A 26,095-nucleotide genomic window follows, 5' to 3' on the forward strand; every position below is an offset into this window, starting at 1 on the left:
CGTGAACAGCGGGGCCAGGTGCGGCGCCGACCACGGCTTGTCCTTCCACCCGGCGTCGTTCCACACAGCACGCCCTCCGTTCCCTCGACCATCAGCCCGAAACCGCCGGACTCAGGACCGGTGGCGGGCGTCGTTGGATGTGTGCTGCGCGTCGGCGGGAGGGGCAAGCTCGTCGCTCTGATCTCGCAGCGGGGCGGGGCTCGTCGACGGTTCCGCATCCATCACCGCCTTCAGCGCCGTGGTGTACTTCTCTCCTGTCGCCTTCATGCGTTCCCGGGCTGCGTGCTGCAGCCGGCGAGAGGTTCGCTTCTTCTCAGTCATGATGCGTCCTTCGTCTGTCCGGCGTTCGGGTACTCGTCGATCACTCGGCTGAGATACGGCGACCGAGTCCACGGCGGGGCGGGGCGCCTGCGGGGCGAGCATGAGGATCGGTCGGTGCGCGCGCCCCCACGCGGTCGGACTGCGATGCCGGCGGCGTGCAGGTGCCGGTTGATGGTCATCTCGCTGCATCCGGCGCGCTGCGCGATCTGCGCGATGGTGAGGTGCTGTGTCTCATAGAGATCGCGCAGCCAGTGGAGATCGAAGTTGAAGGTGCGGGGCCGTCCTCGTCGCGTCCGCGTACCCGCGTCGGCGAGGATGCGGCCAACGGTCTGCCGGGACACTCTCGTTTCCGCGGCGATCTCGTACGTCGTGGCTCCCGCCGCGTACGCCTGCGCCAGCTGATCTGGGGTCATGGCGTCTGCGGCCGTGGCCCGCGCCGGGCGGCTGGGCGGCCACGATGCCGGCCGGATCTGAGGACCGTCTTCCGGGAGCTGATCGACGGGTTCGGGCGTCCAGGCGACTGGCTCCTGGATGCCGTTGGCGACGAGGAACTCGGCGGAGATCTGGTCGAGTTGCGCCCGCACCGCTGCGGGAAGCTCCTCGGCGAATCGTGCGACGGCGGGCGGGCTCACCCTTGCTGCGTCCCACCCCGATGGCATCGCGCGCAGCGGATTCCCGGAGAGTTTCTGGTACAGGAACGCACGTGCCAGGCGCCATCGACGTCCACTCCCGGGTGACACCCCCGCCTCCCGGCACAGCCGCCCCCACTCGGATTCGGGCAATAGTTCGGTGTAGTCGAGATGTCGACGTCGGGTGTAGTCGATCGGCACGTCGTGGGTGTCCAGGAACGCAGCCAGCCGCAGCATTGCATGCAACGTGTCGGCGTCGTGCAAACTGCGGCCAAGCTCGCGCATCACATGAGTCACCCGCCGTGAGGGGGCATGCGGATCGAGCAGCGCAAGAGCTGCGGAGTGGGTCAGGCGGGTGCCGGTGAAAACGACCGCAGCTGCCAACGCGGACGCCGCGATCTCGTTCTCGACCCGCAGCGGGGCATAACGGCTGATCCAGTCGACCCACAACTGCGCGGGCACTTTCCGCGCTCGCTCCGCCGGGCCGACCCCGGACGCCGGTGCGGACTGCAGGAACACGGTGGGTCGGCGGCGACGACCCAGCGCCGCCGCGATCAGGGTCTGCAACTGCGGAGTGTGCGCGGTGTACGACGTGCTCTGTGCCAGCCGCCCCTGCAGCAGGGTGCGGACCGCGTCCGGATCAGTCAACGCACCGTGGCCGAGCGTGGTACCGACAGCGGCGCCCACGGCGGAGTCCGGTCGCGCCCGGATCGCCGTCGTCCAGTCCTCGCTCGTCTTGAACAGCCCCACAAGTTCCTGCCCGAGTGGGCCGGTGTCGATGCTGTCGCCGTCGACGATCGCGTCCCGGGCGGTACGGGCCAGGAGCCGAACATCTTCCAGCACCGGCACGGCTGGCTGCGGTGCGTCCGCATAGATCCCGAACCGCGCCTGACCGGTGGAGACGATCCGCATCATCGCCCGCTGCGCATCCAGCACCGCCTGCGGCACAGGGGTGCGGGTCGTGTCCACGGTGAGGTCTGCGCGACACCGGCTCGCCTGCGGACCCCTCCGCGGACCCACGACGGGGTTGTGGCACCTGCCCGGAGCTGGGACGAGCGCAAGCGGGTGCGCACGATGGCGGGCGGGCAGATCACAGGCGGGGCACCGATCGACCAGCAGGCGACGGTGGCGAGGACAGGCGAACCCGAACGGAAACTGCCACGACATCCGCCACCGCCCACCTGAGTCGGTGAGGCACTCCGGGCAGTAACGCCCCGCGGTCCCTCCCGCGGGGCACCGCGCGCTGATCCGTCCCTGCCGGGTGTACCGGATCGCGTGATGCGCGAACCGCATCCTCGTCATCTCCTGGAACTGACCCGCCGGGATCCCGGTCGACGCCTCGAGCCGGGCGGCCTGCTCATCGGTCAGCGCCGTGGCCCACCCGTCCGCCATCCACGCGGTCGTCGAAACAGCCGAACCCTTCCTCTGCTCGATCAGACCAAGCGCGCATGCCATCTCATTCATCGTCGCGCCATAGGTGGCCGCCATCACTTCCAGCCACGAGTCGAACGGCTCATCCGGCAGCGGCCGCACCCGAAACGGCAGTACTCGCACCTCGTCAGAACGCGTTGCGGTCGTCTTGCTCATGCGGCGGCCGCCCCGCCGTCATGGTTCTTGCGGCGGCGTGCTCTCTGGTTTCGAAGTTGCTGTTCCAGCTTCGCCTCGAGCTCGCGGCGTTCCGTCTCGGCGCCTTCATCGATGCGGATGTCGTCGAGCAGTTCCCGGTCGATGGCCTCTCGCCCGGTGCGGATCGCCCGGGATGCGCCGCGACGAATCAAGTCCATCAAGGATCCGATGTTGCCGGTGGTCCGGGCGAACAGGTATCGGGACAGGTCGACCAGCATGCCGGGGCGGGCGTCGGTGAGGACGAGGGCTTGTTCGATGCCGAACAGCAGCCGGTCCCACTCCTCCCTTGCTCGTTTGTGGGTGAGGGTGAACGGGCTCAACCCGAGCACGGTCCACCGGCGGAAGGTCTGCGCCATCGCCGCCTCCTTACCGGTCTCCCCTTCACCGACCAGGCCGCGGGCGCGAAGAGCGACACCGGCGAACAAGAAGGTTGCGTTGTACTCGTTAGCGAGCCACTTCAGCTGGTTCGCGACCTCGACCCCGTCGCGGGTGCGCATGTTCAGGAAGTGCAGGTCGTCGACGATCACCAGGCGGGTGTCGTGGCGTTCGATGCACTCCGCTGCCGCCCGCGCCAGATCTCTGCCCGCCATCGACCGGTGGAGGATGCCGGCGGTGGCGGGGTGGGCGTAGAAGCCGAGGATCATCATGTGCAGACCCTTGATCGTCAGCCTCCCCGTCAGCGTCACATGGCACACCGGCAGGTGCCGCACATCCCTGTCCGTGTCCAGCCAGTCCCCGGCCTCCGCGACCCGCTGCTGATGGAAGACACGACCAAAGTTGTTCACCACCGTCGACTTCCCCAATGCAGGCGGTGCGTCGATCGCCGCGGCGGACTTGACCCGGTCGGAGTCCTGCAGGTTGGAGTCGAGGATGTCCGCGAGCTGGAGCTCGATGTCCTCGACCTGTCGGGTGCGCAGCAGGATGTTCGCGTGCCACACCCGTCGCTCCAAGTCATATCCGGCCCGCTCGTGAGCGGGTAGCGCAGCGAGTTGCTCACGCGTGAGCTGTTCTGGGCGCGGCCGGGGTAGACGTTCGGCGAAGTCCTTCCACCCCTCATACGTGGACAGACTCCGCTGCCGCACCGAGAACTGCGGCTCAATGGTCGGAGTGGTCATCGGAGCATCTCCATAGGGTCGAAGTGATAGTCCGACCGGATCATGGGATCGTCGATGTCGTCCGCATCATCGTCGTCCCCGGTCTCGGGTAGGTCGACCCGCCTGCGGGGATCGCGGACAGAACCGGTCAGCTCGGACGCGAGGTCAGATCCTGCGGTGAGCTCCGCGTCGAGCATCCGCTGCACGGTGCGCAGCGACCACACGCCCTCGGGGTCTGGGTTCTGCTCATCCAGCCGGGCTGCCATCCGGGAGCTCATCCGCCGCTCCGACGGGGTCAACCCACGGCCGGCGCCCCAGTCCTCGAGCAGCTGCGCGGCGACGTCGTCGACCTGGGAGGGGCGGCCCTGCCGGATCGCGATCTTCTTCGCATACTCCAGCGCGTCCAGGCTGAACGGCACATCGAACGCGCCCTTGTGCTCCCACTCGAGCGTGTGCCAAGTGTGATCTTCAGGGTCGTGGAAGTAGATCTTCGTCAGATCGTCCGGGTTCACCACGAACGGCCACTCCGTGCCCTTATCGCGGCGGATGGACCGGGCACGGTTGCGGTACTTCGCGACCGACTCGCCGGTGTAGCGGAGCTTGTGGATCTCCACGCCATAGTGGTTGAACTGCCGCTTTACCACGGGGAGCAGCTCGAGGAGGACGTTGCGGTCAGTCGGCAGCCGCAGCCGGCCGGCCACGGCGACGCCCTGGTCGTAGCGTTCGGCGGGGCTCAGCTTCACACCCGGCAGGCTGGAGTCCTCAAGAGAGTCGTGCGGTCGGACGTGGTAGACGGTGGCGATCCATTCGCGGATGATCTGCTCCAGCTGCGGGACCGTGTAGACGGCTTCGCCTTCGACGTCCTCCCCCCGGCCAGACACGTCGGCGCCCTTGTATCCCGGGAGCTCCTGCAGGAACGTGTCGAGAGTCTTGAACAACCGCTCCACCGGGCTCTTGTCGGTCGGCTGGTAGATCCTCGCCGGCTGGATCGAGATCCCCAGACGGGCGCACGCACTGGTGACATGCTCGGACAGGTAGGGGGCGCCGTGGTCGACGATGATCGTCTCAGGCAGAATCCCGGCGCGCACGAACCGCGGAACCCTCGTCCTGGTCGGATCGACCAGCACGGTACCCGGGAGGCCGTGATAGGGCCATCGTGCGGAAGTGCCCCAGTCCGGCGGGGTGTCGAACGGCTGGCACGTCTCCATCAGCACCCCTGCGACGTCGATCGACTTGGTCGAACCGGGGGTGAGGCGCACGCCGAGGACACACCTCGAGTAAAGGTCCATCGCCACGGTCAGGTCCGCGCACACCCACTTCCCCGTCACCGGGGCGACCGCGAATACGTTCAGCGGGGTGGTGTCCATCAGCACGTACTCGCCCGGCCTCGTCGCAGACAGTCGCCCGTAGGGTGCCGGTGGACGATTCGCGTTGGATCGCTTGCGTTTCGTACTGCCCGTGAAGGTGGCCAGACCGCGGCTGAGCTCGTCGAGGATCTTGTAGGCGGCGCTGCGAGATGGCTCCGACACCACACCCGGCCCGTGGGTACGCTCGACGCGCGCGTGGACGCGGCCGATGATGACACTCTTTGCGACCTTCGACTCCGCTGTCTGCTCGTCGATCACCTCTCGCGCCGCCGTCACCCACCGGTCATCGAAGTTCACCAACGACATCCCCGGCTGGGCGCTGCGGCAGTCCACCATCCCCACTTCACCAGCGTCCTTGTACTGAGCGACCCACCGTGCGATGGTCCGTCTTCCCTTCCCGAGTTCGACGGCTTTCGCGGCGACCCGTTCGCTCAGGCTGCGTGAGGGATGGAATTCGAGGCGTGGTTCGCCCTCGCGGGCGATGTCGTTCGTGCCGGACTTGTACCCGGTAAGCACTTCACGGATGTGATCGGACCGTTCCGCGGACCTCGCCTTGACGGAGTCGGTCGCATCCGACCAGATCACCGCCAACGGTGTCCCCTGTTCCTCCTCCCGGGTGCGGCCGGGAATGTGGGCTCGACCGCCCTCGTTCGGCGGTCGCAGCACATCCACCATTCGCAGGCGGCGCGACCGGCCGGCCCGGTCGCGGGTGATGATGGCACCATCGCAGATCTCCACGATGGTGCACGGCTCACCGTCGTAGACGAGATCCGATCCGGCCTGCAGCGTCCATGTCGTGCTCATAATCGCTCTCCTATTTGGTGTCACGCCGCCTGCGGCGGGGTGGTCTCGGGTGCAGTGAACAGGTGAACGACCGGCCGCGCCGGAACACTGCGACGATCGACTCGCTCGCCGAAAACTTCGTGGGCATACTCGTCGACATCGTGCAGGTACGCGACCGCTCTCTCCCGATCAGTTGGCGCAGTGCGGCGCCTCGGGGGTGTCAGGCCAAGCGCCGCGCACGCCTGAAGGGTCGCGTCCGAGCACGACTCCACCGCCGACGCTGCGGGAGCCTTCCGCGTCGCGATGTCCTCGAGGACCTGCTCGGTCCAGAGGCGGCGGATGTGTCCGCCGCGATCTCGGACGACCACGGTTCCGCCCAGAACACGGACCACCGTGAAAGGTTCGCCTCGGTGGGTGAAGGTGCTCCCGCGGCGCAAGAGTTCGTGGCTGCTCATGTCGGCTCCAAGAGGGTTGTCGTGTTCAACAGGTGGGTGAGGTCCGTGCGCAGCTGCCTTGTCCACAGCAGATGCAGCACGAGGGAACGAGCGGCCCGCGGGTCACCCGCGATCGGGGCGGCGGCGCGTGCCGCTTCCCCGAACGTCATCGGAGTTCGCAGTTCGTCAATGACCGCGGCGATCTCCGCGTCGACGAACTGGAACCGGCGCCGGTATCCGGCGAGGAACTGCACATTGGCCAGCAGCACCCGGTCCGGTTCCGACTGCACCCGGTACTCCCACCCGTGCGCTTCGAACACGCGCCGCGACCACGACAACGAGTCCCGCACCTTCGGCAACTGCAGCTTCTCGGCAGGCTTCACATCCACCACGCACACCGAGCCATCCGTGTGCGTGATGAGGTAGTCGGGGATGTGCTTGCGGGGCGTCCCCCGGTCGAGGCCTTCAATGAGGAAGGGCTGCGAGAGGATCCACTCCACTCGGGGGTCGAAGTCAGTCAATAGGAGATTCGCGTACTCGAGTCGTGACTCGTACCCGACCGGGGCGTCCATCGTCGCCGACCAGTAGCTGCCGGAGAAGTGGCGTTGCTTCCTGTACCAGCGGAACACCCGCCACGGAACCGCCGTGTCGAACATGCGCAGCCGCACGTCCCCCAATGAGAAGACGTCGACGAGATCCTCCGACCTGCGGATCCGGACCATCGACGCCGGCCCGGTCACCGCACTACGACCTTCGCCGTCCCCTGCGGCCCCATCAACCCGAACTGACTCAGAGGCCCCTTCGGGGTTCGGTGGCCGGCGGTGAACATGTCGCCATCGTGGTCGCTGCACAACCGGCAACGGAATGCACGCCACTCACATGAAATCGGCTTCTACGATTCAGGAATACACAGTTGACTTCGGGCCTTCTTCGGTATACCCGATTCCCGAATTAGGTAGTAGTGAATGTGACGTTCACTGTAGTGTATGTCACATAGATAACACACCCTCAGCCCAACAAATATAGGGGTCGTCGACCCGCGGATTCTCGGCTCAGATTGAGGCTTCACGGGACCGGGTGTGCGACACTCAAGGACATGACGATGGTTGAGCCGATCGCGCCGGAGGACTCCCGGCTGGTCTTCGGAAACAGCCACATGGTCACAGTCATGGTCGAGATCGCTTCGCTTCATGGCGAGACATTCTCATCCAAGCTCATCGCCGACGCCACACGCCTGTCTCCCGGCATCGTGCACCCCCTCATCCAGAAGCTGCTACGCGCGAAGTTCATCGAGTTCGTCGAACGCGTCCCGGGGGAACGGACCATCCTTTACCGCGTTCGAGAGAACCCATGGTGGGAGGCCGCGAGCCAGTACACACGGGATCGCGAAGCCACCGACCGGGCGCAAGCAAGCTGAACCAGGAGACGCAGGTCCGACGGCTCAACCGGGGTCCGCACTGCCCTCGTCTAGCGGGTGCCTCATCCACACGCGAGTGTTGTGCGGGTCTGCTGTCCACGACGAAACCGGCCCTGCCCCGTCCGCCTCAAGCACATCCAGTGTCGGCGCAAAATCGGGCGAGGCTGGGATATCGACGTACCCGCGGTTGCGCTCCACGAGGCGCGAGTAGGGCTCAGGTAGAGCACGGACGTGAGCGACAACCGCTTCGAATCCCAGGCTTGCCGCGCTACTACTGAGCACCGCGACCTTTGCGCGGGTCGCAGCCGCCTGATTGTGGATGACCTGGACGGTGTCGGCGGGGAACACGAAGGGTCTGACCTGCGCCCACTCGCCCAGCGCTTCTGCAACGTCCACGCCTTGCCATGCAGGATTGCCCGGAAGATTCTCGGCGATCGCGACCTTGATCTCGTCGGGAACGTGCGGGTTGCCGACCAGGCGCGCCAGGAGTGGCTCGCTGAGGGTCAGCGACAGGAAGTACTCGGTCACGGTGGGGGACGTGGCGACGAACGCCTCCTGCGCCGCGACCGAGCGGGCAAGCGTGTTGAAGGTGTTGGCGTTGTCGTCGAGCAGGCTTGCGCGCATCAGCGCGGCGATCAGCTCTGGTTCCCGGGACGTCTCCCGGGTCACCTGCACGATGTCGACCAGCTGCCCCACGAGGCGGACCCGTACATCCACGGTCAGCTCACGCTCGTTCACGATCGCCGCGGCCAACGAGTGCCGTTGGCCCACGTCCGCATCCGTCGGGACCTCAAGGTCTGGAGAGGCTTGAAGGTAGGAAACCAGTTGGTCATCGGGTGCCCGGTCGCTGATGTAGCTGGTCACGTTCGCGAAGGTGAGCGGGAACCGGCCCCCCGCGGCCAGCGTCGCGAGCACATCCTCGGGCACATCATGGATGTCATCGACCCGGAGCTCTCGGGGCATCCGCTTCTCCACGTCGATGGATCGTCCAGGCGCGGCGCGCTCGACCGCGGACATCACCTCGACGATCATCTCCGCGGCGGAGACGCTCGGCCGTTGGGTCTCATCGAGCACGGCCAGGTAATCGTCGAAGAAATGCATGACGTGGTCGAAGGTCGGATCATCCAAGTTCAGGATCGTGTCCAGCGAGATGTTCTCGCCCTCGCCGACGGCCACCTCGAGGTTGGCTGTGGTCACGTCATACTGGCGTGCTGCGATCACCGCCTCCTGCGCCGAGCGAGACAGTCCGTCCAGAGCGGGGAGGCGGACGCCGAGGCGTTGCAGCGCTGCCACAGCCCGCTGTGGTGAACGAGCGGGATCGACCAGCTCGGGCACGTCCAGGCGCGTCGCGGCGATCGTTCCTTTCACCGGGTCCGACAGGTGGTAATCCAGCTCCGGGTCCACCCCGCAGAAGGCAGCCGTTACGAGGGAGTCCTTCACCTCGAGCAGGTCAGCAAGGTCCGCCTCGAGGAAGTCGAAGATCGCGGTCCAGTGAGGAGCGAGCCTTCGGACGAGGTTCGTTGGGTCGGCGCCCTGCCGCAGGTAGGCCTTCAGGAACGCGACGCCCTCGGTGTTCCCCGTGGCGAGCAGCCGCACGTTCGTGTCAAGTCGCGCGTCGTCATCGGCAAGGAGATGATCGTAAATGGCAACGTTGAAGATGCCGATGGACTCGAAGACATGCTCGCCACCCATCGACAGCACCGTGATGACTTCGTCCGCGGAGAGTGGAAAGTTGGTGTCCGGGCTCTCGGTCTGCAGGTGCTGGACGACATAGGTCATCGCTCTTGCGGACGCGACGACACCATAGAACTGCGACGCGTAGAGCGGGTAATTCCGATCAAGCCGGCCGTCACAGACCAGATCGGTGAGAAGCGGGTCACGGACGACGGTCGCCTTCACCCAGGCGGCGAAGTCGACGTCCTCCCCGTCCAGTTCCAGCGGAATCCGCGGTTCGGCTAAGTCGACGAAGTCGGCTGTGCGAAGCCATTGCTGATCCTGGCGGATCTTCTCGATCGCCCGATGCGAATCCCCGGACGCGCGTGCTATCCAGCTGGTGGGGACCAACGAGCCGAGGTCATCGCGCAGATCCGATGCGCTGAGGGTGAACGCGGCATCCGAGGGGTCGCGGATCTCGACCGGCCGACCGGAATCTATCGCTGCCTGCCAGAACTCAACCGTCATGACCTCGTTGATCGTCCACTGCCGTCCGGCAATCCAGTACGTCACATCGTGTGAACGGCGGCCCATCCGTAGAAGCCAGCGTTCCACGATGCGCTGCAAGGCCGCGCCGAGTTGCTCGGCACGATCCGTCGTCGCGACATGAGGCACCTGCGAGGCCTCAAGCTCTGCGAGTGAGTCTGCGAGGGTCGCCAGTCCCGCGGTGATGATGCGCCGCGACCGTCGGTAGATCGTGTCCAAGACGCTCGCGCCCACGCGAATCTGCTCGAAGTCCTGCAGGTGGGTGTTCTTGTAGGCGACGACAGCGAACAGGCCGCTCGGGGTGAGGCCGCGCAGGGCGCCGGGGGCGATGATGCGCGCGCGGAACACCCGATACTCGTTGGCGATGTTGTGCAGAAGTCGCATGTCGGTGACGTGCTTTGCGACAACGCGGATCACATCGAAGGACACCTCAGGGTCGATCCTCCGCATCATCTCGGACAGCAGGTCCGCTGAAGAGCGGTGCGTGATGAACGGGACGATCGGGATGACAAGCTCGAAGAACTTCGTCCTCTGCGTCGCCGGCTCCGACAGCACACGATCCGCCTGCCATACACCCGGGTCCACGTCCGTGGCGCCGGGAGCTTCCTCACCCGCGCGCTTGCGGCGCGCTTCCTCCAGGTCCTCGAAGATGCTGTCCCGCACCGCATAGATGAAGTGGACCGGCCTGTTGCGTAGCTGGCCGGAGGAGTTGAGCAGCGTATTCAGCTCACGCAGCGACGCATAGATGCTCGGGTCTTCGAAGCGGTCCAGGTCCTCGATGACCACGACATCGCGCCCGGTCATCTCGAAGAAGTAGACGATCTCATCGAGGTACTCGTCGAAGTAGCTGCCCTCAGCGTCACCGGTCAAACTCACGGACGTCGCCGCGGTGCCGAGTTTGTCGATCCTCACCCTGTTCGAGAGCAACACCTGCGCAGTGAAGGCAGCGGCGGCCGAGATCAGACCGATCACAGCCAGGATCACGGGACGACGCCACTCCTCGTCCGGGCCCAGCTGCAGCGGTGCACCCCAGCCCGTGACCCAAAACACCGCGACAACCAGCACTCCCATCAGAACGGATGTCAGCGCCGCGCGCCGTTTCGGCAGTCGACTGATGCGCCGGAAGCGAGACCCGGGCACCCTGCTCGGGCGCTCACGGTACAGAAGCTGCTTGACAATCTCCTTCTGGATGTAGTTCGTAAGCTCGTTGCTCTGCTTGTCGAACGGCTGCACGCCGACATCGCTCAGCGACGACAGCGAGATCTCCACAACCCTCGCCGGCAGCCGATCACGTACTCCCGCCAGAACGCTGCTCTTCCCGCTCCCATAACCACCGGTCAGAGCAATGTTCCACACGCGCGCACGACGTGGGTCATCCTCGAGCAACGAGACAAGCTCGTCGCTGTACATCTGGTGCTGCTCGGCCACATGCTCCGGCACCAACGGCACCAGACCAAGGCCATCCCTACTCGACACCGCGTCCGACATCACTCACTCCAGATCAAAGACACGGACACGGTCGACGGTGTCCACGGCACTTGGCACAAATGCCAAATGCATGCCAACTACCCGTGGAAAATGCCATCTTCGCGTGGAACCTACACGGCCAGCCGCTACACCCGCGGCATGTCGGCGAAGCGCGAGAGGTGGCCCTGAAAGGCGACCGTGATGGTGTCGGTCGGGCCGTTGCGGTGCTTCGCGACGATGAGGTCGGCCTCGCCGGGGCGGGCGCTCTCTTTGTCGTAGGCACTGTCGCGGTGCAGGAGGATCACCATGTCGGCGTCTTGCTCGAGCGACCCCGACTCGCGCAGGTCGCTGATCGCGGGCTTCTTGTCGGCGCGCTGCTCGGGCCCGCGGTTCAGCTGCGAGAGGGCGACGACCGGAACCTGCAGTTCTTTCGCCATCAGCTTCAGGGCCCGCGAGAACTCGCTGACCTCCTGCTGACGCGACTCGACGCGCTTGCCGCTGGTCATGAGCTGCAGGTAGTCGATCACGACCATTTTCAGCCCAACGGTCTGCTTCAGGCGCCGACACTTGGCGCGAATCTCGACGAGCGTCATGTTGGGGCTGTCATCGATGTAGAGCGGAGCGTCAGCGATGCGGCCGCGCGTGGCGGCGATCGCCGTCCAGTCGCGACCCTCGAGCGTTCCCTTGCGCATCGCGTGCAGGGGAATCGACGCCTCGGCGGACAGCAGGCGCATCGCGATCTCGCTGCGCCCCATCTCGAGCGAGAACACGATCGTCGGCTGCTGATGCTTGATGGCGGATGCGCGGGCCAGGTCGAGCGCGAGCGTCGACTTACCGAGTGCGGGTCGCGCCGCGATCAGGATGAGCTGTCCGCCGTGCAGGCCATTCGTCAGCTGATCGAGGTCGGCGAACCCCGTGGGCACCCCCGTCATCTTGCCGTCGAGGCCCTTCGCTGCCTCGATCTCGTCGATGGCTTCGCCGACCGCCTGCGTGAGCGGCACGTAGTCTTCGGACTGCGTGCCCCCGGCCACGCCGTAGATCTCGGCCTGTGCGTTGTTCACGAGGTCGGTGACCTCGCCCTCGGAGGCATAGCCCATCTGCACGATGCGGGTGCCGGCCTCGACGAGTCGACGCAACACGGCCTTCTCGGCCACCAGGGAGGCGTAGAAGCCAGCGTTGGCCGCGGTCGGCACGAGCCCGGTCAGGGTGTGCAGGTAGTCGGCGCCGCCGGCGCGGGTCAGGTTGCCGGTCTTCGTGAGTTCGTCGGCGACCGCGATGACGTCGGTGGGCTCGCCGTGTGAGTACAGCGACATGACGGCGTCGAAGATGATCTCGTGCTTCGGCACGTAGAAGTCGATGCCGCGAACAACCTCGATCACGTCGGCGACGGCGTCTTTACTGAGCAACATGCCGCCGAGGGCGCTCTGCTCGGCAAGGAGGTCGTGCGGGGGAGTGCGCTCGGCGCGACGCTCACCCTCTCGACCATCACCCGCGCGCGGATCGATGGCGGACGAGATGTGGGCAATCGACACGGAGGAGCCTTCCTGTTGGCGGGGTGCAACCTGTATACGCGCGAGCACCGACACACGCGTGAGCACACACGGCGAGGTCTCGGGGTCGACGACGGTTCACCCTAGGGACGCGTCGCTCCGCCCCTCAAATACCCCCTGTGGATAAACCTGGGGAAACCTGCGGACAACGCCCGCGCGTCGTGTGGGGAAAATGTGGAATGGCCTGTGGATGACAGCGGGGATAACCCACCTCAAATCCACTTGACCAGGCGTTTTCTTGTCCACACCGTGTGTGGAAAAACAGGCTTCAACCGCCACCTGAAGCTTGGCAGACGTGCGCGATTGCTGTGGAGGAATGTGCGCGAAAACTCTTGACAGGAGGCACAAAAAAACGGTACCCGCGGCACAGGCCGCGGGTACCGCTCGGGGCGGAAAAGCCCTACTTCTTCTTCTTGTCGGCCACCACGTTCAGCGTGATGGTCGCCACGATCCCGTCGCGCAGCTTCAGGATCGCCTCGTGCGTGCCCACCGTCTTGATGGGAGCCACGAGCTCGACGAGGCGCTTGTCGATCGAGCCGATTCCGGCCTTCTCGACGGCGGCGGCCACGTCGCCGGTCTTCACCGAGCCGAACAGGCGACCTTCGGCGCCCGCCGTCACCGTGAGGGTGACAGGGTTCGCCTCGAGGCGCAGCTTGAGATCTTGAGCCTCCTCGATCGTGGCGTGCTCGCGCGCGGCGCGAGCGGCCTTGATCGACTCAACCTGCTTCTCGCCGCCGCGGCTCCACGCCACGGCGAAGCCCTGGGGGATGAGGTAGTTGCGGGCGTACCCGTTCTTGACCTCGACGACGTCACCGGCCGAGCCAAGGCCCGACACTTCCTGCGTGAGAATGAGCTTCGACATCGTGACCCCTTAGCGTCCAGCGCCCGCGTACGGAAGCAGGGCCATTTCGCGGGCGTTCTTCACGGCCTTCGCGATCAGTCGCTGCTCCTGCACCGAGACACCGGTGATGCGGCGGGCGCGGATCTTGCCGCGCTCGGAGATGAACTTACGGAGAGTGGCGACGTCCTTGTAGTCGATGACGCCAACCTTGATCGCCTTTGCGGGGGCGGCGTTCTTCGCGCCCTTGCCGCCGCGAGGCTTGCGGCGGTCGCCGCTGCTCTTGCCAGCCATTGTGGTTGTCCTTTACCTGTAGATCTGAGTGATGTGGATCCGGGCGTGCCGGATCAGAACGGAGTGTCGTCCGAGTACGAGCCCGGCGTGTTCCAGACGTCGCCACCGGAGGCCGCGCCTCCGCCAGCGCCGCCCGAGTTCTGCGACGACTGCGCGCCCCAGGGCTCGTCGGTCATCGCGGCAGCGCCACGGTTTCCGCCGCCCATCTGGCCCGCGCCTCCGCCGCCACCCGACGAACGGGTGACCTGGGCGGTCGCGTAGCGCAAGCTCGGGCCGATCTCGTCGATGTCGAGCTCGATCGTCGTGCGCTTCTCGCCTTCCTTGGTCTCGTAGGAACGCTGCCTGAGGCGTCCCTGCGCGACCACGCGCATCCCCTTCGTCAGCGACGAGGCGACGTGCTCGGCGAAGTCGCGCCACACGCTCGCGCGGAGGAACAGCGCTTCGCCGTCCTTCCACTCGTTCGACTGACGGTCGTAGGTGCGCGGCGTCGAGGCGATGGTGAAGTTCGCCACCGCGAGGCCGTTCTGGGTGTACCGCAGCTCCGGGTCGGCGGTCAGGTTGCCGACCACGGTGATGACGGTTTCGCCGGCCACGGGCTTACTCCGCGGCCTTTGCGGCGGCGCGCTCGGCCTTGGCGTCGGCTTCTGCCTTCGCGGCCGCGAGGTTCGCGATCGCTTCCTCGGCACGCAGCACCTTCGTGCGCATGACCGCCTCGCTGAGCTTCAGCTGGCGGTCGAGCTCAACGGTGGCTTCTGACGTGGCGGTGAAGTTGACGACGGCGTAGATGCCCTCGCTCTTCTTGTTGATCTCGTAGGCAAGACGGCGCTTGCCCCAGATGTCGACGTTCTCGATGGAACCACCGGCGTTGCGAACAACACCGAGGAACTTGTCGAGGCTCGGAGCGACGGTGCGCTCGTCGATCTCGGGGTCGAGAATGACCATCAATTCGTACTGATGCATGACTCACCCACCTCCTTCGGACTCGAACGGCTGCAGACGGTCTGCAGCAGGAGGGTTATGGCATCACGTGCCGGCGCGCGAGTGCACGCAGACAACCGTGACAGCGTAGTCGATCAGGGATGCTCGCCGCCACTCAGCGGGAATCGTCACCGCGCGCGCTCCACCAGTCGCGCAACCGCTGCTCGGCCACGTCGGCCGCGAGCGGGCCTTCGTCGAGCCGCACCTCGAGCAGGTAGCGGTACGCCGCCCCCACCTCGGGCCCCGGACGAAGCCCCAGGATCCGCATGATCTGCTCGCCGTCGAGGTCGGGCCGAATGGCCGCGAGCTCCTCCTGTTCGGCGAGCTCGACGATGCGCTGCTCGAGCTCGTCGTAGGCATTCTTCAGCCGGGCGGCTTTGCGCTTGTTGCGCGTGGTCACGTCGGCGCGCGTGAGGATGTGAAGGCGCTCGATCACGGGCCCGGCGTCACGGACGTAACGCCGCACTCCTGAGTCGGTCCAGGGCGCGTCGGCGTAGCCGAAGAAGCGCAGGTGCAACTCGATGAGACGCGCGACCGCGGTGATCGTGTCCTTGTCGAAGCGCAACGCGGTCAGGCGTTTTTTCGCCATCTTCGCGCCGACGACGTCGTGATGATGGAAGGTGACGGCGCCGTTCGGCTCGATCTTGCGCGTTGCCGGCTTGCCGATGTCGTGGAGCAGCGCCGCAAGCCGAAGAATCGTGTCGGCCGGCGCATCCTTCTCACCCCGCGCCTGTTCGAGATCGATGGCCTGTTCGAGCACCGTCAGAGAGTGCTCGTAGACGTCTTTGTGGTGCGCGTGCTCGTCGATCTCGAGCCGCAGCGCAGGCAGTTCCGGTAGCACGTAGTCGGCAAGGCCCGTTGCGACGAGCAGCTCGAGTCCGCGGCGCGGTGACGCCGTCGCGAGAAGCTTCACGAGCTCGTCGCGGATGCGCTCGGCCGAGATGATCTCGAGCCGGCCCCGCATCGCCGTCATCGCCTGGAGCGCCGCCTCGTCGATCGTCACACCCAGCTGCGCGGCGAAGCGCACGCCGCGCAGCATGCGCAGGGGGTCGTCGCCGAAGGAGCGTTCTGGAGTGGTGGGGGTGACGAGCAGCCCCGCGACGAGGTGGTCGAAGCCACCGGTGGGGTCAACCAGCTCGAGCTGCGGAAGGCGCAGGGCGAGCGCATTGATGGTGAAGTCGCGACGCAGCAGGTCGCCCTCGAGCGTGTCGCCGAAAGCCACCTCGGGCTTGCGGCTCGAGGGGTCGTATTCGTCCGCGCGGTAGGTGGTGATCTCCACCGTGTCATCGCCGATGCGTGCGCCGATCGTGCCGAAGTCGCGGCCGATGTCCCAGTGGGCATCGACGACGGGTCGAATGATGCGAATGATGTCGTCGGGTCGCGCCGACGTCGCCAAGTCGAGGTCGTGCACGCCACGACCGAGGAAGGCGTCGCGCACGGGACCGCCGACCAGTGCAAGCTCGTGACCGGCCGCAGCGAAGCGCTGGGCAAGGGTGGCCAGGGGTTCGGCGGCGGCGAGCTCGCGCAGTCGGCTGACGGCCTGGGCCACGCTCTCCATAGTCCCCAGAGTCTAGACTTCCCGTCATGGTCGGGCTGCGGGCGTCGAAGGTTCTGGCGTGCCCAGGCTGAGCGGCCGCCGGGTCGCCGGGGCCGCCGTCGCCCTCTCGCTCGCGGTGGGCCCACTCGTCGCACCGTCCACCACGACCACCGCCGACGTCGCGACCAGCACGATCACGGTCGTCGCGGCGCCTGCCGACGCGGGGGTGCTGCGCGACGACGCCGACCTGGAGGTTCGCGTCACAGTGACGAACGGCACTGCCGAGCCCATTGCGGGCGCGACGGCGCGACTGCACCTGACGCTCGAACCACTCATCGACCAGTCCGCCGTGCGCGGATGGCTGCGCGACGACGACCCCCCGACCGGACCGATTGTCGCCACCACCCCGCTCGTCACGATCGCGCCCGGTGCGACCGTCGTCGCCTCGCTGACGGTGCCCGCCGACGACATCGACCTCGACGAGCGCTTTGGCGTGCGGGCTGCCGGCGTGTCGGTGAGTTCAGCAGAGGGCGCGGCGCTCGCCCACGACCGCACCGCCATCGTCGGGCAGCCGGCAGGCACCACCGCGGCGGGCTCCGGCATCGCCGTCATCGCGCCGCTCACCGCACCGGATGAACGAGGTCGCTTCCTCGACGCCGACCAGCTGACCGCCCTCACCGCCCCTAACGGACGGCTGACGCGCACGCTGGACACGGCGCTCGGCGGGGGGGTCGCGCTGGGTGTCGACCCGCGCATCCTCGCCTCGATCCGTGTGCTCGGCGAGGCAGCTCCGGCGAGCGCCACGGCCTGGCTCGCCAGGCTTGCCGATTCGGGACTCGAAACCTTCGCTCTGCGCTGGTCGGATGCCGACCCGCTGGCCGCCGTCGGAACGTTGGAGGTGGCAAGCCCGCCGACGCTCGGCGCCGGCTCCGTCGTGCTGGGTGACGACGGTGAGCCAACCGCGACCCTCGACGAGCTGACGAACTGGCCACACGCCCTGACCGGGTGGGTCTGGCCCGCCGACGGGAGCCTCGGGGCCGACGCCATCGATCCGCTCGAGACAGAGGGCGCGCGCGTCGTGCTCGCCCGCGCAACCGACGTGGACGGCGGGGCAGGCGTCGCCAGGCCGATCACCGAGTCGCTACGCACCGTGGTGGCCGACGACCTCACGACCGACGCGGTGCGGGCGGTCGCCGCATCGACGAGCACTCAGGTGCGTCGCGCCGCCGTCGCCGAACTGAGCGCGTTGCTCGCGAGCGCGTCCGCCTCCGCGACGCCGCTCGTCGGCATTGCCGACCGCACCGCTGCGCCGAGCGCGCAAGTCGGTCTCTTGCTCGACGAGCTCACGGCACTGCCGTGGGCGCGGTCGGCCTCTCTCGCACCCGTCACGGGTGCGGGAGCGAACGGGCAGCCCACGTCGCTGGCGGCCGACAGCACCACCCCGTCGACGCCCGCGCTTGACGCCCTGCTCGAACTCGAGCGCGGCGACGCCGAGTTTGCCCGCATCGCTCTTGACGCAGGGCCACTGCTCGCCGACCGTCGACTCGATCTGCTCGACGCCCTCGCGCTTGGGGGCGAGAGCGCCGCGGCCGGGGAGGGCCGCTACCGCGGCCAGTCGGATCGGCTGCGCTCGGCCGTGCAGGTCGTTGAGAGCAACACCATCACGCTATTCGCCGACCGCACGTCGCTGCCCGTCACCGTGCAGAACAGCCTTCCCGTGGCCGTGCGCGTCTTCGTGCGGGTCGAAGCCGCAACCGGTCAGCTACGCGTCGAGGATCAGCGCGTCGAGACGATCGTGGAGGCGAATTCGCAGGTGCGCGCGCTCGTTCCCGTGCAATCCCTTGTCAACGGAGACGTCGACATCCGCGTATCGTTGCGCGCCGAGGACGGCGCGGTGATCGGCAACCCGATCGGTGTGGGGCTCAACCTGCAGGCGGGGTGGGAGACCGCCGGTACCATCGCGATCGGGGGCATCATCGCCCTGCTCTTTGCCGTCGGCCTCGTGCGCGACATCCGGCGCCGTCGGCAGACGCGCGCCGACCGCGGAGCGGCACCAGACACCGACGACGCCTCCGCACCGGAGCTGACCGGCCCCCCTGACACGACCGAGACGAGCACGCGTTGAGTTCTGGCCCCGCCGCGACCCCGGCCCCCGAGGGCGACGGTCGACGCGACTCGATCGGCCGCGCGAGCTTGTTCCTCGCGTCGGGGACGATCGTGTCGCGCATCCTCGGATTCGTCTCCGCGATCATCCTCGCCCAGGTGGTCGGCACGTCCGGCGCCGGCGACGCCTTCGCGCTCGCCACGACGCTGCCGAACAACATCTACGCGATCATCGCCGGCGGCATCCTGACGGCCGTCTTGGTGCCGCAGATCGTCAAGGCCAGCACCGACCCCGACGGGGGCACGCGCTACGTCAACAAGATCATCACGCTCGGCTTCGTCGTCTTCCTCGCCGTCGCCGTCGTCGCCACCGTCAGCGCGCCACTGCTGGTGGCACTGTACGCCGAGCAGGCCGGCGACGGCTCGCGCGGCTTCTCGCCCGAGATCATGGCTCTCGCCACCGCGCTCGCGTACTGGTGCTTGCCGCAGGTGCTGTTCTTCGCCCTGTACAGCCTGCTCGGGGAGGTGCTGAACGCGCGGAAGGTGTTCGGCCCCTACACGTGGGCTCCCGTGGTCAACAACATCGTCATGATCGCCGGCCTGCTGACCTTCGCGTGGATCTTCTCGGGCGATGTCAGCGACGCGAGCGTATGGACGCCCGACATGGTGGCCCTGCTCGGTGGCGCATCGACTCTCGGCATCGCGGCGCAGGCGTTCGTCCTGTTCCTGTTCTGGCGTCGGGCCGGGCTCCGCTACCGCCCCGACTTCCAGTGGCGGGGCGTGGGGCTCGCACAGACGGGCAAGGCGGCCGGCTGGGTGTTCGGCATGATCCTCGTCACGCAGCTCGCCGGCATCATCCACAACCGTGTCGCCTCGCTCGCGGCCGACGACGGGGAACCGTCGCTGGCCGTGTTGCGTTTCGCCTGGCTGATCTTCATCCTGCCGCACTCGATCGTGACGGTCTCACTCGGCACTGCCTACTTCACCCGGATGAGCGGCCACGCCCGTGACGGACGCCGCGACCTGCTGCGCGACGACATCGGGGCCAGCCTGCGCACGATCACGATGATCATGATGCTGGCCACGATCGGTCTCGCGGTCGTCTCCGGGCCCTTCTCACGCATTTTCAGCAGTGACCCGGTGCTCGTGGAGGGCATGGCGCGCGTCCTCGTCGCGTTCGTCATCGGGCTCATCCCGTTCTCGACCCTGTTCATCACCCAGCGCGTGTTCTACGCGCTCGATGACACGCGCACGCCGTTCTTCATCCAACTGGCGCAGTCCGGCATCTTTGTGGCGCTCGCTCTTGTCGTCGCGACGATGCCGAGCCCGTGGATCGCGCCCGGGATCGCGCTCGTCACCACCATCGCGGGTACCGCCCAGACCCTGATCTCGTTGGCAATATTGCGCAGGCGCCTCGGCGGTATCGGGATGCGCCTGACCGCCCAGCGCACCGGCCTCTTCGCGCTGGCCGCCATTCCGGCCAGCGCCGTCGGGCTCGCCCTGGCCGTCACGATGGGCGCATTCGACGGGGGAGCGGCCCGTGAGAACGTGGGCGCCGCGATCGTCACCATGATCGCGATCGGCGGAGCCATGACGGTCACCTACGCGGGTGCGCTCTCCGTGCTGCGCGTTCCCGAGTTCACCGCGCTCGTCGACCCCGTCGCCAAGCGCCTGCGCCGGCGGTGAACAGTCGGTGACGGGAATGACCATCCCCTGAACAGCAGCCCGAGCCGGAATACCCGCGACCTAGACTGGGTTTGCCCTTCCATAGGCGCGAATACCGCGCCCATTCGCCAACGAACGGAGGCTCCATGCGACAGGTCATCATCATCGGCTCCGGCCCCGCCGGCTACACGGCCGCCATCTACGCTGCCCGTGCCAACCTCTCGCCGCTCGTCATCGCCAGCTCGGTCGAGTTCGGCGGCGAGCTCATGAAAACCACGGACGTCGAGAACTTCCCCGGCTTCCCCGAGGGCGTCATGGGGCCCGACCTGATGACGAAGATGCAGCAGCAGGCCGAGCGCTTCGGCGCCGAAATCGTCTACGACGATGTCACCTCCCTCGAGCTCGACGGCCCGGTCAAGGCGGTCACGCTCGGTAACGGCGACCGTCACGAGGCGCTCGCGGTCATCTACGCGACCGGCTCGGCGTACCGCAAGCTCGGGCTGCCCGACGAAGACCGCCTCTCGGGCTACGGCGTCTCGTGGTGCGCCACCTGCGATGGCGCGTTCTTCCGCCAGAAGACCGTCGCGGTCGTCGGCGGCGGTGACTCCGCGATGGAAGAAGCGACGTTCCTCACGCGCTTCGCCGACAAGGTGTACCTGATCCACCGCAGCGAGACCTTCCGGGCATCCCCCGCGATGCTCGACCGTGCGAAGGCCGACCCGAAGATCGAATTTGTTACCAACGCGTCGGTCGCGCACATCTACGGCGGCGAGCTCGTCACGGGCGTGGGTCTCGTCGACACGGTCACCGGCAACGAGCGCACGCTGGATGTGAGCGGCCTGTTCATCGCGATCGGCGCCGACCCCCGCACGCACCTCGTGCACGGGATGCTCGACCTCACCGAGCAGGGAACGATCGCTGTCGAGGGCCGCAGCTCCCGCACCTCGCTCCCGGGCGTATTCGCAGCCGGTGACGTGGTTGACCCCACCTACAAGCAGGCCATCACAGCCGCCGGCAGCGGCTGCGCCGCCGCCCTGGACGCCCAGCACTACCTCGAAGGCCTCAGCGACGATGTTCGCCAGGGCGCGAACGCAGAAACCGTCAGCGCCTAGCCCGGTCGCCTTCGAGCATCCGACCTTTTCGAAAGAAGGAGAGCAGTTATGTCCACCCGCGACGTCACCGACGCCACGTTCGAGGCCGAAGTTCTGAAGAGCGAGAAGACGATCATGGTCGACTTCTGGGCGCCCTGGTGCGGCCCGTGTCGCGCCGTGTCGCCGATCCTCGACCAGATCGCGAGCGAGAACGCCGACAAGATCGACATCGTCAAGATCAACGTCGACGACAACCCCGAGACCGCCATGAAGTACCAGATCACGTCGATCCCGGCGATGAAGGTGTTCCAGGGCGGAGAGGTCGTCAAGAGCGTCATCGGCGCGAAGCCGAAGCCGGCCCTCGAGGCGGACCTCGCCGAATTCCTCGCCTAAACACCCCGTTGTTTGCGCGTCATCGCGCGTTATCGACTCCCCCGGCGCTGGTAGCGTCGGGGGAGTCGTGCATCCGGGCACGGCCCGCCACCACGGAGACCGCATGAGCATTCCGCGCGAGGGAACATCGCTCGACCCCTGGTACGAGCAGTACGCGACGCGTACGGCCGGGCTGTCTGGCTCGGAAGTTCGCTCCCTGTTCGCCGTGGCGTCGCGCCCCGAGGTCGTGTCGCTCGCGGGGGGTATGCCGTTCGTCTCGGCACTGCCGCTTGAGTCGATCGGCTCGGCGATGGAACGCGTCATGACGGATCGCGGAGCGACCGCGCTGCAGTACGGGGCGGGGCAGGGCACCCCCGAGCTGCGCGAACGCATCCTCGAGGTCATGGCGCTCGAGGGAATTCACGCCGGCGTCGACGACGTCGTCGTGACCACCGGCTCTCAGCAGGCCCTCGACCTGGTCGCGAAGCTGTTTCTCGACCCGGGAGACGTGGTGCTGGCCGAGTCGCCCTCCTACGTTGGCGCCATCGGCATCTTCCGCTCGTATCAGGCCGAGGTCTCGCACATCGCCGTGGACGCGGAGGGCATCATTCCCGCGGCGCTGACCGAGCGCATCCAGTCGCTCCGCGCAGCGGGTCGCCCAATCAAGCTGCTGTATCTGATCCCGAACTTCCAGAACCCCGGGGGAGTGACACTGAGCTCGGCCCGCCGGCTCGAGATCATCGACATCGCCCGCAGCCACGGCATTCTGATCCTCGAAGACAACCCCTACGGGTTGCTGTGGTTCGATCAGGCCCCGCCGCAGGCCATGCGCAGCGTCGAAACCGACGGCATCGTGTACCTCGGCTCGTTCTCGAAGACCCTCGCTCCCGGCTTCCGCGTCGGCTGGGCACTGGCCCCGCACGGCATCCGCGAGAAGCTCGTGCTCGCGGCCGAGGCGTCGATTCTCTCGCCGAGCGTGCTCAACCAGATGGTGATCACCGATTACCTGACGAGCGCCGACTGGCGCGGCCAGATCGATGTGTTCCGCGGGCTGTACAAAGAGCGCCGCGACGCCATGATCGATGCGCTGAACCACTACCTGCCCGACCTCAGCTGGACGATGCCGGGCGGCGGGTTCTACGTCTGGCTCACGCTCTCTCCCGGGCTCGACGCGAAGGGGATGCTCCCCCGCGCCGTCAAGGAACTGGTCGCCTACACGCCCGGTACCGCCTTCTTCGCCGACGGCGCCGGCCGCCAGCACCTCCGGCTCGCGTTTTGTTACCCCACGCCCAGCGACATTCGCGAGGGGGTTCGACGGCTTTCGACGGTCGTGCGCCAAGAGCAGGAATTGCTCGAGACGTTCGCTCCCACCGGGCCGATCGACGAGGTTCCCGCCGACGTGCGCCTCGGTAGCCACGTCATCTCCCCGCCCCCTAACCTCTCGTAGATCGCCATGTCGTCACCATCCTTGACCGCCTCCCGCGTCGTCGTTCTCGCCGGCGGCATCTCGCACGAGCGCGACATTTCGCTGAAGTCGGGCCGACAGGTCGCCGATGCTCTCACCGCGCACGGCATCGCCGTCGAACTGCGCGACCCCGACGCGTCGCTGCTACCCAGCCTCATGGCGGATCCGCCGGACGTCGTGTGGCCGGCACTGCACGGCGCGAGCGGAGAAGACGGCGCCCTCCGGGGCCTGCTCGAATTTCTCGGCCGGCCCTATGTGGGATCGCCCGCGCACGCGACACGCCTGGCGTGGGACAAGCCCACGGCGAAGTCGCTGGTCGAACGTGCGGGGGTTCCGACCCCCCACTCCATCACCCTGACGCGTGATGCGTTCCGCGAGCTCGGCGCCGAGAGCGTGCTTGCCGTGATGGGCCAGGAGTTGCCCCCACCGCTCGCCGTCAAGCCAGCACAGGGCGGCTCGGCACAGGGCGTGAGCCTCGTCAGCAGCGATGAGGAGCTGCGCCGTGCCATGGTGCTCGCCTACACCTACTGCGATGTCGCGCTCGTGGAACAGCGCATCATCGGCACTGAGATCTGCATCGGCATTATCGACACCGGCGACGGGCCTGTTGCGCTGCCCGCCGTCGAAATCGAACCCAAGTCGGGCGTCTACGGGTTCGAGGCCCGTTACAACGCGGGGGAGACGACGTTCTACGCGCCGGCTCGCGTCGACGCCGCGACGGTCGACCGCGCCACCGCGGTTGCCCTCGACGCCCACCGAGCGCTGGGCCTTCGGCACCTGAGCCGCATCGACCTCATGATCGATGGCGCAGGCACCCCCTGGTTCTTGGAGGCGAGCGTCATGCCGGGGCTCACCGAAACGTCCACTCTCGCGCTGGCCCTCGAGGCAGCCGGGCACGACGTCGGGTGGGTGTATGCGGAGCTCGCCCACGCCGCTCTGCGCGACGCGGCACGGACCGTCTAGCGGCCTACTGGAATCCCGGCTCGCCGAGCTCGCCGAGAATACGGTTCAGGTCGCCCACCGTCGCAAAGTCGATCGTGACGGTGCCCTTGCTCCGCCCGAGCGAGACCTTGACGCGGGTGTGCAGTCGATCGCCCAGGCGCTCGGCGATCTCGTCGAGCTGTGCCTGACGCCCACCCGGCGCCGGCTTACGGGCCGGAGTTTTCTTGCCCTGACCGGCCATTTGTTGCGCTGCCGCTTCCGCCTGGCGCACCGACAGCTCCTCGTTGACGATCTTGTCCGCGAGGCGTTCCATGAGTACGGCATCTGCGGTCGACAGAATCGCGCGCGCGTGTCCGGCACTCAACACGCCGGCAGCGACACGGCTCTGCACGGGCGTCGGCAGCTTCAACAGGCGCAGCGTGTTGGTGATCTGCGGCCGCGACCGGCCGAGGCGCTCGGCAAGCTGCTCCTGCGTGATCCCGAAGTCGTCGAGAAGCTGCTGGTACGCGCTCGCCTCTTCCAGGGGGTTCAGCTGGGCGCGATGCAGGTTCTCGAGCAGAGCATCCCGCAGCATGTTCTCGTCGCTCGTATTGCGCACGACCGCGGGAATGCTCTCGAGCCCCGCAATGGTCGATGCGCGCAGGCGCCGCTCGCCCATGATGAGCTCGTAGCGCGCCTCGCCCGGCCCCGCTCCGACCCGGTCGCGCACGACGATGGGCTGCAGCACGCCGAACTCTCGCACCGAGTGCACCAGTTCGGCGAGCTCTTCTTCGCGGAACTCTGTGCGCGGCTGCTGAGGGTTCGGAACGACGTCACCGGGGGCGACAGCGACGAGCCGCGCGCCCGGTACCTCGGTCAGTGACTCGTCCGGAGCTTGGGCCTGCGGGAAGAACACATCGACCGGGCGGTCTCCCGATCCCGTCGGGATGAGGGCGCCGATGCCGCGGCCGAGTCCTGTGCGCTTGGGTGCCGCCATCAGGCCACCGCCCCTCTCGTTGCGATCTCCGCGGCTGCCTCGAGGTACGAGAGCGAGCCGGGGGAGTTCTGGTCGTAGCTGATTACGGTTTGACCGTAGCTCGGGGCCTCACTGATGCGGACCGAGCGCGGGATCAGCGTGTCGAGCACCTGCTGGGGGAAGTGCTCGCGAACGTCGGCAACCACCTGATTGGCGAGGTTCGTGCGTGCGTCATACATCGTCAAGAGAATCGTGCTGACGCGAAGGTCAGGATTCAGGTGTCGTTCGATGAGCTGGATGCTGTTCAGCAGCTGGCTGAGGCCCTCCAGTGCGTAGTACTCGCACTGGATGGGAATAAGCACCTCGCGCGCCGCGACAAACGCATTGATCGTCAGGAGTCCGAGTGACGGCGGACAGTCGATGAAGACGTAGTGCACGGGGTCGTCAGACTCCGCGAGGTACAGCTCGACCGCCGTGCGGAGCCGCTGCTCGCGCGCGACGAGGGACACGAGCTCGATCTCGGCGCCGGCGAGGTGAATGGTGGCGGGGACGCAGAACAGCCGCTCGAACTCGGGGCTCTTCTGTACGACCTCGTCGATCGTCGCCTCGCCCACGATCACGTCGTAGACGCTCGGCGTCTCGGCACGGTGCTCCACGCCGAGGGCGGTCGACGCGTTCCCCTGGGGATCCAGGTCAATTACCAGAACGTGCGCACCCTGTCGCGCCAGGGCCGCCGCCAAGTTAACGGTCGTGGTGGTCTTGCCCACACCACCCTTTTGGTTCGCGACCGTGATAACTCGGGGGGTTTCGGGTAGGGGGAAGTTCTGCGTCTCCACCGCGCGTCGGCGGCGCGTGATGTCGGCGACCTCTCGAGCGAGGGGAGTGGACCCGTCGTAGGGAGAGTCAGTCGTCACGACTACCTTCCGGTGGATGTTTCACGTGAAACAGTGGTGGTTGTTCGACCACTG

The 26,095-nt window shown here is 67.1% G+C and carries 22 protein-coding genes; 7 read left to right on the forward strand and 15 right to left on the reverse strand.

The genetic code is table 11. The annotated features are described in order from the left end of the window. Positions 1-111: 111 nt before the first annotated feature. The 6 genes from CPY97_RS00955 to CPY97_RS00980 are packed head-to-tail and all read right to left on the reverse strand — an operon-like array spanning position 112 to position 6,994. Positions 112-321, reverse strand: coding sequence for a hypothetical protein (locus tag CPY97_RS00955; protein ID WP_096420041.1), 210 nt, complete (start codon positions 319-321; stop codon positions 112-114). Further along, entirely contained in the window at positions 318-2,537 is a 2,220-nt protein-coding gene (locus CPY97_RS00960; protein ID WP_096420043.1) for a TniQ family protein, read from the reverse strand. The genes CPY97_RS00955 and CPY97_RS00960 overlap by 4 nt, the downstream gene beginning before the upstream one ends. Beyond that, the gene (locus CPY97_RS00965) at positions 2,534-3,691 is read right to left on the reverse strand and encodes an AAA family ATPase (protein WP_096420045.1); all 1,158 of its coding nucleotides are present in this window, start codon (positions 3,689-3,691) and stop codon (positions 2,534-2,536) included. The genes CPY97_RS00960 and CPY97_RS00965 overlap by 4 nt, the downstream gene beginning before the upstream one ends. Then, complete coding sequence (locus CPY97_RS00970; RefSeq protein WP_096420047.1) at positions 3,688-5,841, reverse strand: DDE-type integrase/transposase/recombinase; 2,154 nt, start codon at positions 5,839-5,841, stop codon at positions 3,688-3,690. Before CPY97_RS00970 ends, CPY97_RS00965 begins: the two co-directional genes overlap by 4 nt. Before the next feature lie 20 nt (positions 5,842-5,861). Continuing rightward, positions 5,862-6,275, reverse strand: a complete 414-nt coding sequence (locus CPY97_RS00975; protein WP_096420049.1) for a hypothetical protein — start codon at positions 6,273-6,275, stop codon at positions 5,862-5,864. Further along, positions 6,272-6,994 carry a TnsA-like heteromeric transposase endonuclease subunit gene (locus tag CPY97_RS00980; RefSeq protein WP_096420051.1) on the reverse strand — a complete coding sequence of 241 codons (723 nt, stop codon included), beginning with the start codon at positions 6,992-6,994 and terminating at the stop codon, positions 6,272-6,274. The genes CPY97_RS00975 and CPY97_RS00980 overlap by 4 nt, the downstream gene beginning before the upstream one ends. Positions 6,995-7,350: 356 nt before the next feature. Between CPY97_RS00980 and CPY97_RS00985 the strand changes: the two genes are divergently transcribed. Beyond that, complete coding sequence (locus CPY97_RS00985) at positions 7,351-7,671, forward strand: hypothetical protein (protein WP_096420053.1); 321 nt, start codon at positions 7,351-7,353, stop codon at positions 7,669-7,671. A 24-nt stretch (positions 7,672-7,695) separates the two neighbouring features. Here CPY97_RS00985 and CPY97_RS00990 read toward each other — a convergent pair whose 3' ends face one another. From CPY97_RS00990 to CPY97_RS01020, 7 genes are all read right to left on the reverse strand, one after another. Next, positions 7,696-11,358, reverse strand: coding sequence for a P-loop NTPase fold protein (locus CPY97_RS00990; protein ID WP_150129155.1), 3,663 nt, complete (start codon positions 11,356-11,358; stop codon positions 7,696-7,698). 125 nt (positions 11,359-11,483) lie between these two features. Next, positions 11,484-12,869, reverse strand: coding sequence for a replicative DNA helicase (gene dnaB, locus CPY97_RS00995; protein ID WP_419866109.1), 1,386 nt, complete (start codon positions 12,867-12,869; stop codon positions 11,484-11,486). A 418-nt stretch (positions 12,870-13,287) separates the two neighbouring features. Then, entirely contained in the window at positions 13,288-13,749 is a 462-nt protein-coding gene (rplI, locus tag CPY97_RS01000) for a 50S ribosomal protein L9 (protein WP_096420057.1), read from the reverse strand. A gap of 9 nt (positions 13,750-13,758) precedes the next feature. Beyond that, on the reverse strand, positions 13,759-14,019 hold the full coding sequence (gene rpsR, locus CPY97_RS01005; RefSeq protein ID WP_096420059.1) for a 30S ribosomal protein S18: 261 nt from the start codon (positions 14,017-14,019) through the stop codon (positions 13,759-13,761). Between the two features lie 53 nt (positions 14,020-14,072). Then, the gene (locus CPY97_RS01010; protein WP_096420061.1) at positions 14,073-14,612 is read right to left on the reverse strand and encodes a single-stranded DNA-binding protein; all 540 of its coding nucleotides are present in this window, start codon (positions 14,610-14,612) and stop codon (positions 14,073-14,075) included. A 4-nt stretch (positions 14,613-14,616) separates the two neighbouring features. Beyond that, positions 14,617-14,979: a 30S ribosomal protein S6 gene (gene rpsF, locus CPY97_RS01015; protein ID WP_096420063.1), complete on the reverse strand. Its 363-nt coding sequence runs from the start codon at positions 14,977-14,979 to the stop codon at positions 14,617-14,619. Positions 14,980-15,112: 133 nt separating this feature from the next. Then, on the reverse strand, positions 15,113-16,555 hold the full coding sequence (locus CPY97_RS01020; protein ID WP_096420065.1) for a CCA tRNA nucleotidyltransferase: 1,443 nt from the start codon (positions 16,553-16,555) through the stop codon (positions 15,113-15,115). 58 nt (positions 16,556-16,613) lie between these two features. Here CPY97_RS01020 and CPY97_RS01025 point away from each other — a divergent pair, with 58 nt between their 5' ends. From CPY97_RS01025 to CPY97_RS01050, 6 genes are all read left to right on the forward strand, one after another. Beyond that, positions 16,614-18,659 (forward strand): DUF6049 family protein, encoded by a 2,046-nt coding sequence (locus CPY97_RS01025; protein WP_096420067.1) that lies wholly within the window; start codon positions 16,614-16,616, stop codon positions 18,657-18,659. Beyond that, complete coding sequence (gene murJ, locus CPY97_RS01030) at positions 18,656-20,323, forward strand: murein biosynthesis integral membrane protein MurJ (protein WP_231923987.1); 1,668 nt, start codon at positions 18,656-18,658, stop codon at positions 20,321-20,323. Before CPY97_RS01025 ends, murJ begins: the two co-directional genes overlap by 4 nt. A gap of 125 nt (positions 20,324-20,448) precedes the next feature. Then, a complete protein-coding gene (gene trxB / locus CPY97_RS01035; RefSeq protein WP_096420069.1) occupies positions 20,449-21,414 on the forward strand; it encodes a thioredoxin-disulfide reductase in 966 nt (321 codons plus the stop codon). A 48-nt stretch (positions 21,415-21,462) separates the two neighbouring features. Beyond that, positions 21,463-21,786, forward strand: a complete 324-nt coding sequence (trxA, locus tag CPY97_RS01040) for a thioredoxin (protein ID WP_096420071.1) — start codon at positions 21,463-21,465, stop codon at positions 21,784-21,786. Positions 21,787-21,889: 103 nt separating this feature from the next. Beyond that, positions 21,890-23,212 (forward strand): PLP-dependent aminotransferase family protein, encoded by a 1,323-nt coding sequence (locus CPY97_RS01045; protein WP_096420073.1) that lies wholly within the window; start codon positions 21,890-21,892, stop codon positions 23,210-23,212. Positions 23,213-23,218: 6 nt separating this feature from the next. Beyond that, positions 23,219-24,193 carry a D-alanine--D-alanine ligase family protein gene (locus tag CPY97_RS01050; RefSeq protein ID WP_096420075.1) on the forward strand — a complete coding sequence of 325 codons (975 nt, stop codon included), beginning with the start codon at positions 23,219-23,221 and terminating at the stop codon, positions 24,191-24,193. Positions 24,194-24,197: 4 nt separating this feature from the next. Here CPY97_RS01050 and CPY97_RS01055 read toward each other — a convergent pair whose 3' ends face one another. After that, positions 24,198-25,148: a ParB/RepB/Spo0J family partition protein gene (locus CPY97_RS01055; RefSeq protein ID WP_096420077.1), complete on the reverse strand. Its 951-nt coding sequence runs from the start codon at positions 25,146-25,148 to the stop codon at positions 24,198-24,200. Then, positions 25,148-26,041 carry a ParA family protein gene (locus CPY97_RS01060; protein WP_173826846.1) on the reverse strand — a complete coding sequence of 298 codons (894 nt, stop codon included), beginning with the start codon at positions 26,039-26,041 and terminating at the stop codon, positions 25,148-25,150. Before CPY97_RS01060 ends, CPY97_RS01055 begins: the two co-directional genes overlap by 1 nt. Between the last annotated feature and the right edge of the window lie 54 nt (positions 26,042-26,095).

This window comes from Microcella alkaliphila (assembly GCF_002355395.1).
GTDB lineage: Bacteria > Actinomycetota > Actinomycetes > Actinomycetales > Microbacteriaceae > Microcella > Microcella alkaliphila_A.